Source organism: Solihabitans fulvus (assembly GCF_008386585.1).
Lineage (GTDB): Bacteria > Actinomycetota > Actinomycetes > Mycobacteriales > Pseudonocardiaceae > Solihabitans > Solihabitans fulvus.
Map to the genome: position 1 here is coordinate 113,231 of NZ_VUOB01000023.1, position 11,283 is coordinate 124,513.

Annotated in this window: 12 protein-coding genes; 9 read left to right on the forward strand and 3 right to left on the reverse strand. The window is 70.5% G+C overall.

Going from position 1 to position 11,283, the window contains the following annotated elements:
* Positions 1–176: 176 nt before the first annotated feature.
* The 6 genes from F0L68_RS14975 (at position 177) to F0L68_RS15000 (ending at position 6,357) form a co-directional block, all read left to right on the forward strand.
* On the forward strand, positions 177–590 hold the full coding sequence (locus F0L68_RS14975; RefSeq protein WP_149850156.1) for a DUF948 domain-containing protein: 414 nt from the start codon (positions 177–179) through the stop codon (positions 588–590).
* Positions 587–946, forward strand: coding sequence for a hypothetical protein (locus F0L68_RS43530; RefSeq protein ID WP_223198805.1), 360 nt, complete (start codon positions 587–589; stop codon positions 944–946). The genes F0L68_RS14975 and F0L68_RS43530 overlap by 4 nt, the downstream gene beginning before the upstream one ends.
* A gap of 119 nt (positions 947–1,065) precedes the next feature.
* Positions 1,066–3,738 (forward strand): alanine--tRNA ligase, encoded by a 2,673-nt coding sequence (gene alaS / locus F0L68_RS14985; protein ID WP_149850157.1) that lies wholly within the window; start codon positions 1,066–1,068, stop codon positions 3,736–3,738.
* Entirely contained in the window at positions 3,735–4,262 is a 528-nt protein-coding gene (gene ruvX / locus F0L68_RS14990; RefSeq protein WP_149850158.1) for a Holliday junction resolvase RuvX, read from the forward strand. Before alaS ends, ruvX begins: the two co-directional genes overlap by 4 nt.
* A complete protein-coding gene (mltG, locus tag F0L68_RS14995; protein WP_188316588.1) occupies positions 4,259–5,494 on the forward strand; it encodes an endolytic transglycosylase MltG in 1,236 nt (411 codons plus the stop codon). The genes ruvX and mltG overlap by 4 nt, the downstream gene beginning before the upstream one ends.
* A gap of 2 nt (positions 5,495–5,496) precedes the next feature.
* Positions 5,497–6,357: a shikimate dehydrogenase gene (locus F0L68_RS15000; RefSeq protein ID WP_149850160.1), complete on the forward strand. Its 861-nt coding sequence runs from the start codon at positions 5,497–5,499 to the stop codon at positions 6,355–6,357.
* Between the two features lie 212 nt (positions 6,358–6,569).
* Here F0L68_RS15000 and F0L68_RS15005 read toward each other — a convergent pair whose 3' ends face one another.
* The 3 genes from F0L68_RS15005 to F0L68_RS15015 are packed head-to-tail and all read right to left on the reverse strand — an operon-like array spanning position 6,570 to position 8,972.
* Positions 6,570–6,839, reverse strand: coding sequence for an HPr family phosphocarrier protein (locus F0L68_RS15005; RefSeq protein ID WP_149850161.1), 270 nt, complete (start codon positions 6,837–6,839; stop codon positions 6,570–6,572).
* Between the two features lie 40 nt (positions 6,840–6,879).
* Positions 6,880–8,175, reverse strand: coding sequence for a PTS transporter subunit EIIC (locus tag F0L68_RS15010; protein WP_149850162.1), 1,296 nt, complete (start codon positions 8,173–8,175; stop codon positions 6,880–6,882).
* Positions 8,172–8,972, reverse strand: a complete 801-nt coding sequence (locus tag F0L68_RS15015; protein WP_223198806.1) for a GntR family transcriptional regulator — start codon at positions 8,970–8,972, stop codon at positions 8,172–8,174. The genes F0L68_RS15010 and F0L68_RS15015 overlap by 4 nt, the downstream gene beginning before the upstream one ends.
* Positions 8,973–9,220: 248 nt before the next feature.
* Here F0L68_RS15015 and F0L68_RS15020 point away from each other — a divergent pair, with 248 nt between their 5' ends.
* From F0L68_RS15020 to F0L68_RS15030, 3 genes are all read left to right on the forward strand, one after another.
* Positions 9,221–9,457: a PTS sugar transporter subunit IIB gene (locus F0L68_RS15020; RefSeq protein ID WP_149850163.1), complete on the forward strand. Its 237-nt coding sequence runs from the start codon at positions 9,221–9,223 to the stop codon at positions 9,455–9,457.
* Entirely contained in the window at positions 9,454–9,906 is a 453-nt protein-coding gene (locus tag F0L68_RS15025) for a PTS sugar transporter subunit IIA (protein WP_149850164.1), read from the forward strand. Before F0L68_RS15020 ends, F0L68_RS15025 begins: the two co-directional genes overlap by 4 nt.
* Before the next feature lie 130 nt (positions 9,907–10,036).
* Positions 10,037–10,705, forward strand: coding sequence for a prepilin peptidase (locus F0L68_RS15030; protein WP_149850165.1), 669 nt, complete (start codon positions 10,037–10,039; stop codon positions 10,703–10,705).
* Positions 10,706–11,283: the final 578 nt, after the last annotated feature.

Consider the following 11,283-nt stretch of genomic DNA (forward strand, 5'->3'; position numbering starts at 1 on the left):
GTGGTGACGGTACCGGCGGTAACGGTGATCCGATCGGCTCCGTTCGGGGGAGGCGCGGTAGCCTGACCGGCAATCGGATATTCGCTTCGGCCGCCAACCGACGGGACCTACGCTCGCGTCGGGTAGCTCGTCATGTGGGTCGAGCCCGGCGAGTCGCTTGGTACAAGGAGGACCCCGTGTCGCCAGGGCAGATCGCCGCGCTGATCGCAGCCGGCGCGTTCGTGCTGCTGGTGCTGTTCTTGGCGGTCACGTTGGTCAAGCTCGGCCGCACCCTCGACGAGGCCACCGTCGCGATCCGCAAGGCGCACAAGAACAGCGACCCGCTGTTCCTCGAGGCCAACACGACGCTGACGCACGTGAACACCCAGCTCGAGCGCGTCGACGGCATCACGGCCAACGCCCGCGCGGTCAGCGGCAACGTCTCGGCCCTCACCTCGCTGTTCACCGCGACCCTCGGTGGCCCGCTGGTCAAGGCGGCCGCGCTGTCCTACGGCCTGAGCAAGGCGGTCCGCGCGCGCCGCAAGGCCGCGGTCGAGACCCCTGGCAAGCACTCCCGCCGGCCGGGCCGGCGCAAGGGAGGCCGTCGATGAGAAGGCTGTTCTGGTTCGGCGTCGGCCTCGCGGCCGGCGTCGCGGTCGCCCGCAAGGCCAGCAACACCGCCAGGCAGATCACCCCGGCCGGCATCGCCGCCAACGTCGGCGACGGCCTGCGGGAACTCGCCGGCGCCGTGGGCGCGTTCGGTGCCGAGGTGCGCGTCGGCATGGTCGAGCGCGAGCAGGAGCTGCACGACGTCGTCGAGCGCCAGACCGGAGTCGGCACCGGCGGCAGGCCCCGCCGCGACACCCGCGACAGCGAGGACTTCGCCCTCGGCGCCACCGGTTGGCGGCCCGACGAGCAAACCGTCCGCAGGAGCGCGAGGGCGCGAGCGCGCCGGGCGGGCGGCTGACCCCGCGCCACCACCCGGCGCAGGGGCACGCACCGCAGTCGCCCGCCTTCGCAGCGACCCACCCGACTTCGAGCCGGCGGCAAACACCGGCCGGCTCAGCACACCGAGGACATCCAACCGTGCAGACAAACGAGATCATCAAGCGTTTCCGCGAGCATTTCGAGCGAAACGGCCACTCCGTCGTGCCCAGCGCCTCGCTGCTGCTCGACGACCCCAACCTGTTGTTCGTCAACGCGGGCATGGTGCCGTTCAAGCCGTACTTCCTCGGCGAGGCCCCTGCGCCGTGGCCGCGCGCCACCAGCATCCAGAAGGTCGTCCGCACCGGCGACATCGAAGAGGTCGGCAAGACCAGCCGGCACACCACCTTCTTCCAGATGGCCGGCAACTTCTCCTTCGGTGACTACTTCAAGGAACGGGCCATCGAGCTCGCCTGGGAGCTGATCACCAAGTCGCAGGACGACGGCGGCTACGGGCTCGACCCCGAGCGCATCTGGGTCACCGTCTACCAGGACGACGACGAGTCCATCGCGCTGTGGCAGAAGATCGCCGGCCTGCCCGAGGAGCGGGTCCAGCGCAGGGGCATGGAGGACAACCTCTGGTCCATGACGGTGCCGGGGCCGTGCGGGCCGTGCTCGGAGATCTACTACGACCGTGGGCCACAGTTCGGCGAGGAGGGCGGGCCCGTCGTCGACGAGGACCGTTACCTCGAGGTCTGGAACCTCGTCTTCATGCAGAACGTGCGTGGACCCGGCGGGGCGAAGAAGGACTTCGAGATCCTCGGCGAGCTGCCGAACAAGAACATCGACACCGGCATGGGTGTCGAGCGGATGGCCGCGCTGTTGCAGGGCGTGGAGAACGTCTACGAGACCGACCTCGTCCGCACGGTGATCAGTAAGGCGGAGGAGCTGTCCAGGCGCCGCTACGGCGCCGACCACACCGACGACGTGCGGTTCCGGGTCATCGCGGACCACGCCCGCACCGGCGTGATGCTGATCGCCGACGGCGTCACCCCCGGCAACGAGGCCAGGGGCTACGTGCTGCGCAGGCTGCTGCGCCGCATCGTCCGCTCGGCGCGGCTGCTCGGCGTCACCGAGCCCGTGCTCGCCACGTTCGCCGCCGTCGTGCGCGACACCATGGGCTCGTCCTACCCCGACCTGGTGACCGACTTCGCCCGCATCGAGTCGATCATCAAGGCCGAGGAGGACACCTTCCTCACCACGCTCACCGCGGGCTCGAAGATCTTCGAGGTGGCGGCCGAGGAGATCAGGTCCGCCGGCCGCGCCATGCTGCCCGGCGACAAGGCCTTCCAGCTGCACGACACCTACGGCTTCCCCATCGACCTCACCCTGGAGATGGCCGCCGAGCAGGGCCTGTCCGTCGACGAGGACGGCTTCCGCAGGCTGATGGCCGAGCAGCGCGCCAGGGCCAAGGCCGACGCCGCGTCCCGCAAGACCGGGCACGGCGACCAGTCGGTGTACCGGGAGCTGCTCAACCTCGGCGCCACCGAGTTCACCGGCTACGCCGAACTCGCCAGCGAGGCCACCGTGCGCGGCATCGTGCGCGACGGCCAGCGCGTGCGCAGCGCGGTCGAGGGCGAGATCGTCGAGGTCGTGCTCGACCGGACCCCGCTCTACGCCGAGTCCGGCGGCCAGGAGAGCGACGCGGGCGTGATCGTCGCCGACGGCCTCGACCTGGAGGTCGTCGACGTCCAGAAGGTCGCCAAGAAGCTGTGGGTGCACCAGGTTCGGGTGCGCGGCGGCGAGCTCGTCGAGGGTCAGCACGTCGAGGCCAGGGTCGACCAGGAGTGGCGGGTCGGCGCGCGTCAGGGGCACTCCGGCACGCACGTCGTGCACGCCGCGCTGCGCCAGGTGCTCGGCCCGTCCGCGCTACAGAGCGGCTCGTACAACAAGCCCGGTTACCTGCGCCTGGACTTCGCCTGGACCGGCGGCCTCTCCGAGGAGACCCGCAGCGAGATCGAGGAAGTCTCGAACCTGGCTGTCCGCAAGGACCTTCCGGTCAAGGTGGTGTACACCTCGCTGCCAGGAGCCAAGGAGATGGGCGCGGTCGCGCTGTTCGGCGAGACCTACGACGAGGAGGTGAGGGTCGTCGAGATCGGCGGCCCGTGGTCCCGCGAGCTGTGCGGTGGCACGCACGTGGAGCACTCCTCGCAGATCGGCCCGATCACCCTGCTCGGTGAGTCCTCGGTCGGCTCCGGCGTGCGCCGCATCGAGGCCTACGTCGGCATCGAGGCGTTCCGCTACCTGGCCACCGAGCGCGCCCTGATGCAGAACCTGGCCGCCATGCTGAAGGTGCCGGACGCCGACGTGCCCGGTCGCGTCGAGGCGCTGGTGGAGCGGCTGCGCGTGGCCGAGAAGGAGCTTGAGCGGTTGCGCGGTGCGCAGCTGCTGTCCTCCGTTGGCCAGTTCGTGGAGCAGGCACAGGACGTTCGCGGCGTGGCCGTGGTAGCCGTCGCCGTCCCGAACGGCGTGTCCGCCGGCGACCTGCGCACGCTGGCCGTGGAGGTGCGCAACCGGCTGGGCAGCAGGCCCGGCGTGGTCGCGCTGTTCTCCGTCGACGGCTCGAAGGTGAGCTTCGTGGTCGCCACCACGGCCGCTGCCCGCGACCTGAAGCTGGCCGCCGGCAAGCTGGTGCCGGCCTTCGCGCCGGTCATCGGCGGCCGCGGCGGCGGCAAGCCGGACCTGGCCCAGGGCGGCGGCACCGACGCCACCGGCGTGGACAAGGCGATCGCCGCCTTGCGGGCCGAGGTCGACCGGGCGGTGGCCGGATCTTGACGGGCAAGGGGCAGTCCGCTGCCGGGTCGGGCGCGCGCAGGCCCGACCGGCCCGGCACGGACGACCCCGGCCGCGGCCGGCGGCTCGGCGTTGACGTCGGCGCGGTGCGCGTCGGCGTCGCGCTGAGCGATCCGTCACCCTTTCTCGCGACTCCACTGGTTACCCTGTCTCGTGACGAAAAGGCCAACCGGGACCTGACCGAGTTGGTTGCTCTCGTGACGGAACATGAGGTGGTCGAAGTGGTCGTCGGACTGCCGACGACGCTGGCCGGGCGGCACGGGCCTGCGGCGCAGATCGCCGAGGCGTACGCTGCCGCGTTGGCCGAGCGTGTCGCCCCGATTCCGGTCCGGCTCACCGACGAGCGGTTGACCACGGTGACCGCCAGCCGGGTGCTCGCCGAGCGGGGCGTCCGTGGGCGACGGCAGCGTGCCGTCGTCGACCAGGCCGCCGCGGTGGAGATCCTCCAGTCGTGGTTGGACGGGAGGGCCCAGCACCTGGCGCGATCGGCCGAGGAGGACCGGTGAACGACGACCTCGGGTTGTTCGAGGAGGCTGGCAGCGACACGGCCGACGCGGCCGGCACAGGTCGCGAGGGCAAGGCCAAAGCCAAGGGCAAGCCCGCTCGCAAGGTGAGCAGCCGGAACAAGAAGCTCGTGCTGCTCCTGGTCGGCCTGTTGGTGCTGGTCGTGGTCGGCGGGGGCGCCTGGTACGGCGTCACGACGCTGCTCGGCATCGGCAGCTACGACGACTACCCGGGTGGCGGCGACTCCGACAAGGTCATCCAGGTCCAGTCCGGCGACTCCACCGGCGACATCGCCACCCGGCTCAAGGACGCCGACGTGGTGGCCAGCGCCCGCGCGTTCGTCAAGGCGGGCGAGACCGTCGACAAGCTGCGCGAGGTCCAGCCGGGGTACTACCTGCTGAAGACCAAGATGTCCGGCACGGCGGCCGTGGCCAAGATCGTCGACCCGGCCAGCAAGGTGCAGGCGCTGGAGGTCAAGGGCGGCAACATCCTCGCCGACCACAAGGTCGGCGACAAGGTGGTGCCCGGCATCCTGTCCATGCTGTCCCAGGCGAGCTGCGCGACGCTGGACGGCAAGAAGACGTGCGTGCCGGTCGAACAGCTCCAGCAGGCCGCGCAGACCGCGGACGCCAAGGCCATCGGCGTGCCGGACTGGGCGATGGCCGACGTGGCAAGGGCCGAGCCGAAGCACCGCCTGGAGGGCCTGATCATGCCGGGCATCTACCAGGTCAAACCCGGTGCCAGCGCGGAGGAACTGCTCAAGAACGTGCTCGCCTCGTCCTCGGCGCTGATGCAGGTGCCCGGGTTGCCGGCTGCCGCGGCGGACACCGGTTTCCGGCCCTACCAGATCCTGATCATGGCGTCGCTGGTGGAGAAGGAGGCCATCACCGACGACTTCGGCAAGGTCTCCAGGGTGATCTACAACCGGTTGTCCAGCAGCACCCCGCTCGGCCTTGACTCGACCACCAACTACCAGAAGGACCAGCCGGACGCGCGGCTCACCGATGCCGAGCTCAACGCCGAAGGCCCGTACAACACTCGTCTGAACAAGGGTTTGCCGCCGACGCCGATCGGTTCGCCGAGTAGCGCGGCGCTCACCTCGGCGATGAAGCCGGAAGCAGGTGACTGGCTGTTCTTCGTGAAGTGCAAAAAGGACGGCCACAGCTGCTTCAACACCACGCAGGCCGGCCACGACAAGGACGCCAACGACGCCAAGAACAACGGGGTGTTCTGACCTTGACCCTCGGTCGTCGCCGGGCCGCCGTGCTCGGCTCGCCCGTCGCGCACTCGCTGTCGCCCGTGCTGCACTCGGCCGCCTACGCGGCGCTCGGCCTCGCGGGCTGGACCTACGACCGGGTGGAGTGCGACGAGGCGGCGCTGCCCGCGCTCGTCGCCGGCCTCGGCCGGGAGTGGGCCGGCCTGTCGGTGACCATGCCTGGCAAGCGCGCCGCCCTCGCGGTGGCCGCCGAGGCGACCGAGCGGGCCGCCGCCGTCGGCGCGGCGAACACGTTGGTGCCGCTGCCCGACGGCGCGGGCTGGCGAGCCGACTGCACCGACGTCGACGGTGTCGTCGGGGCGCTGCGGGTGGCTGGTGGCTTCGCTGAGCGACCGGGAGCGCGCGGCGCTGTGCTCGGTGCCGGCGGCACGGCCTCGGCCGCGCTGGCGGGCCTGGCCGATCTCGGCGTGCGGGACGTGCGGGTGGTGGTGCGCGATCCGGCCCGAGCCGCCGAGGCCGTGCAGTGCGCGCGCCGCGTCGGCGTCGACGTGACCGTGCTGCGCTGGGCCGACACGGACCTCGGCGAGCTGGCGTCCTCGGTGGACGTGCTGGTGAGCACCGTGCCGGCGGCCGCCACCGAGCGGCACGCCGAGGAACTGGCGCTCGCACCGTGCCTGCTGGACGTGATCTACCACCCGTGGCCGACGCCGGTGGCGAACGCCGTGCTGCGGCGCGGCGGCCGGCTCGCGACCGGGCTGGACATGTTGCTGCACCAGGCTTTCGGCCAGGTGGAGCAGTTCACCGGCAGGCCGGCCCCCAGATCCGCCATGCGCGACGCGCTGCGCGCCGCGACCGGCGGCGAGCTGGAACTCCCGATCTGAGGGGCGCCGACGTCATGAGTACCGGCCACCCGGGTCGGCCGTGATCTGCCGGTAGGCCGACGATCCGACCGCCGCGTGCACTCCACGGCCACCGCATGACCGAGGCCCGTGGCAGGGGTGCCACGGGCCTGGAGTCATGCGGTGGTGGTGGAGCCCCGCCGCCCGATTCGGGGTGGCGGGCGACGGGACCCCACAGTCCTAGCTGGGCCGGATCAGCCCTCGTCGAGATCCGTGCCGATGATGGCCGCGATGGCCTCCAGCGCGGTGTCCGCGCCATCGCCGTCGGCCGTCAGCACGACCTCGTCGCCGTGCATGGCGCCCAACGTCATCAGTCCGAGCACGCTGGCGGCCTCGACCGGCTGACCGTCGTCCTTGCGGATGGTGATCTTGACCGGCTGTTCCGCCGCCGCCTTGGCGAGTAGCGCGGCCGGCCTGGCGTGCAGGCCCACTTTGCTGGCCACGGTGACCCGTCGCTCCGGCATGATCCGTCCCTTCGTTGTGGTACTTGTCCTACGCAGGTCGTCAGGCGCTGTCGGCCTTGCTGACCTTGCTGTTGGCGATGGCCTTGTCGCTGACCGCGCCGCCGTTCTCCACGAGGCCGTTCTCGGCGTCGTCGTCGCGGCCCGGGGTCTTCAGGTTCCACTTGGTGATGACCCAGCGGAACACCACGTAGTAGATCACCGCGAACACCAGGCCGACCGGGATCATCAGCCACGGCCTCGTGGAGATGCCCCAGTTGAGCGCGTAGTCGATGCCACCGGCCGAGAACGTGAAGCCGAGGTGGATGCCCAGCGCGTTGGTGACGGCCAGCGAGAGGCCGGTCAGCACCGCGTGGATCAGGTACAGCGGCCACGCCACGAACATGAACGAGAACTCGAGCGGCTCGGTCACACCCGTGATGAACGCGGTGAGCGCGGCCGACAACATGATGCCGCCGACGATCTTCTTCTGCGAGGGCTTCGCGGTGTGCCAGATGGCCAGCGCCGCGGCCGGCAGGGCGAACATGAAGATCGGGAAGAAGCCGGCCTGGAACGTGCCGGCGCTCGGGTCGTGCGCCTTGATGAACCGGTTGATGTCACCGGTCTGGCCGCCGTAGTTGCCGAACACGAACCACAGGAAGGAGTTGATGATGTGGTGCAGGCCGAACGGGATCAGCAGGCGGTTGATCGTGCCGTACAGGAACGCGCCGATCACCGTGCTGCCGGTGATCGCGTTGCCCAGGTGGGTCAGGCCGCTGTTGAACGCCGGGTAGATCAGGCTCATCAGGACGCCGATGACCAGCATGACGCCTGCGGTGATGATCGGCACGAACCGGCGGCCGCCGAAGAACGCCAGGTACGGGGGCAGCTTGATGCGGTGGAACTTCTGCCACAGCAACGCTGTCACGATGCCGACGACGATGCCGGCGAGCACGCGGTAGTCGATCAGGTTCGGCTTGGCCGCCGGGTCCGTCGGCTGGTCGAGCACGAACGGCGACATCGCCTTGAACACACTCGTCAGCACCACGAAGCCGACCACGCTGGCGAGCGCGGTCGAGCCGTCACCGCGCCGGGCGAAGCCGATCGCGATGCCCACCGCGAACAGCAGCGGCAGGTTGTCGAACAGCGCGCCGCCGCCGGCGCCGATGACGGCACCGACCTTCTGGATCCAGTCCGGCAGGGTCGGTTTGCCGAGCAGATCCGCCTGTCCGAGTCGCAGGAGCAGTCCAGCCGCAGGCAGCGCGGCGATCGGCAGCATGAGGCTGCGACCAAGGCGCTGGGCGACGGCGAGACCCTTGATGTCGCGACCGCCTACCGCCTGTGGGGCGCTGGCGCTCATCGGGTACCTCCCTGGGCGAAGAAAGGACCAGAACCCGGGACGTCCCGGTCCAGTTGCATGGTCACCTGGTATAGATCGCCCCGGTACCAGGAAGTCATGTCCTCCACCGGGCGGCCAGCGGCGCTGGCGACCCGGCGGAAGACCAACAGCGGGCTGCCCACGCGCACAGCGAGCAGCTTCGCGGTTTCGGGATCGGCGATCTCGGCCCAGACCGTCTGCCGGCCGTGGTCGAGTTGGACGCCGTAGGTGTCGGCGATCAGCGTGTACAGCGACCCGGTCAGGTCGTGTCGCAGCAGCTCCGGCACGACCTGCGGGTTGTAGTAGCCGCGTTCGACGGCGATGGGAATGCCGTCGGCGCGACGCAGCCGAAGCAGCCGGTAGGCCGCCTCGCCCGCGGTGAGACCCAGCGCGGCCGCGGCCGACGCGGTGGGCTCCTCCTCGACTCCGGCGAGCACGTCGGTGGTCGGGGCGAGCCCCCGCCGCCGCATGTCATCGGTGAAGGACTCGAGGTACAGCTGGCCGTCCAGCCGCCTGCTGGCCGTGAAGGTGCCCCGTCCCTGGGCCCTGGTGAGCAGGCCCTCGGCGACGAGCTGGCCGATGGCCGCCCTGACGGTGATGCGGGAGACCCCGTAGCGCTCGGCCAGGTCGCGTTCCGACGGGATCGGTGAGCCGGGGGAGAGTTCCTGCTCGGCCAACCTGCGCAGGATCTCGCGTAGCTGGGCGTGTTTGGGCTTGGGACCGTCGACGAGCGGGGCCGGGGTGGTGCCTCGCCGGACGATCTTCGGAAGCTTGGCCACGGCACCTCCTTGTGCTCGGCTCGGCGAACCAATCGGGGCTCGGGGTCGATCCCTGTCGCCGTCATTGGTACTTTCCGGTCTAGACCAGTTGGTGCGGGAGCATGGCCCCCGCGCCGAGTGAGTGTCAACCCGCCGTTATTGGTTCGTGCTGATCAGTGGCACCAACTGGCGGACTCGCGTAGTACTGGCGCAGGCATGGTGTGCTCGGCGTAGTCGGGCCGCTACACAGTCGAGAGAGGACACGCAAGGTGGCTGACGACAAGGCGGCGAAGATCCTCGCCGCGATCGGTGGCGCTGGCAATATCGTCGAGATCGAACCGTGCATCACCCGGCTCCGCTGTGAGTTGGAGGACGGTTCCGTGGTGGACGAGGCGGCGCTGAAGGCGTTGGGCGTGCACGGCGTGATGCGCGCAGGCAACATCGTGCAGATCGTGGTCGGTCCCGAGGCCGACACCCTCGCCAGCGACATCGAGGACCTGCTGTGACGTTGCGGGTTGGCAGCCCGGTCGCCGGGCGCGTCGTGCCGCTGTCCGAGGTGCCCGACCCAGTGTTCGCCCAGGCGATGGTGGGCCCCGGTGTCGCGGTCGAGCCGGACCGCGTGGCAGGGGACGCCGTTGCTCCCGTGGACGGCACGATCGTGACGCTGCACCCGCACGCGTTCGTGGTGGCCACCGAGGACGGTGGCGCGGTGTTGGTGCACCTGGGGATCGACACGGTCAAGCTCAAGGGTGAGGGCTTCACGCTGCACGTGGTCAAGGGCGAGACGGTGCGCGCCGGGCAGCCCGTGGTCGGCTGGAACCCGGACGACATCGAGGCTGCGGGCTACCAGCCGATCTGCCCGGTGATCGCCCTGGACGCGACCTCGGAGGTGCTGGCCGAGCTCGCCGAGGGCGAGGTCAAGGCAGGCGACACGCTGTTCTCCTGGCAGCGCTGACAATTGACGGCCGTGGTTGCGGCCGTGGTGCAAACGAGTGAATGACCCTTTCGCCTCGTCTCACGGGGTGAAAGGGTCATTCGTCCACATAGTTCTTGGCTTTCGCCCATGCCGGGCCGATGGTGGTCTCATGAGCGAGAAGATCACGGTCCTCAGTGGACTGATTGCCGCATTCCTTACCGCCGGCTGGGTGTTTGGCGCGCTGGGCGCCCGGTTGCTGCGTCGCCTGCCCCGCGGCGCTTCGGTGCGCTCGCCCTGGTGCGCGCTCGCCACCGGACTGCTCTGGGCACTGGTGGCCGCACGGTGGTTCTCCGGCGGGCTGCCGCCGTGGTGGCTGCCCGTGCCGCTGGCGCTCGCCTGGTTCGGCGTGCTGCTGTCCACCACCGACCTGCTGCACCACCGGCTGCCCAACGCCCTGACCCTGCCTGCATATCCGGCTGTGGCCGCGCTCCTCACGCTCGCGGCGCTGACCGGCGGCGGCACACGCGTTTTGGCCGGCGCGGTGCTCGGCTGTCTGGCGTTCGGGTTGCTGCACCTCGTGGTGCACCTGATCGTGCCGGGTGCGTTGGGTGCCGGCGACGTGAAGCTGTCCGGCAGTCTCGGCGCCGTGCTGGGCGCGCTGTCCTGGTGGGCGCTGCCGCTGGCCGGACTGCTGGCCTGCACCCTCACCCTGGTGGGCGGCCTCCTCCACGCGGCCGCGCGCCGACCGCCGCGAGTCGAGTTGCCGCATGGTCCGGGCCTGCTGGCCGCAACCTGGTTACTGGCCACGTTCCCGGCAGCGGCGGCGGTGCCCCTATGACCGCGCAGGCTGCCGAGAGGCTAGCCCAGCGAGGCCGATTATCGGGGCGCACCAACACAAGCGCACCCAAGCTGACGCCCTCTGTGGGCCTGCCGCTCCCATCGGTGTCGACGCGCCTGTGCGCGCCACGCCGCCACACCGCGCGTGCTGAAGCTGAGAGGAGTGCAGCGGGCACCGATTTCGCCGACCATCCCGCCGTAACCGCCTATGCCACGCGCGCCCATACCTCGGCAGAGCGCCCCTTCGGACCGTGCTGCCCTGCCACGCCAGGAGTGCCCTCGGTCGACGCACCCCGGTGACGGGGGCTGTGGCACCACAGCTGCGCGGGCCTTCCACCGACAGGCGTTCACCACGCCCAGCTTGGCCACGCGCCTGGCCGACCTCGACGCGGCCGACACCGTCTCGCTGGTGAGCGCGCACGACAGGCCGTGCCCGGCCAGCCAGTGCCCTCACCGGCACGACTGCACCCGCTCGGCTTGCGTGCCCGCTCAGCCAGTGAACCTGCGAGCCCCTGAACCTGCGAGCCCGACAACCTGCGAGCCCGTGAACCTGCCAGCCCGTGAACCTGCGAGCCCGTG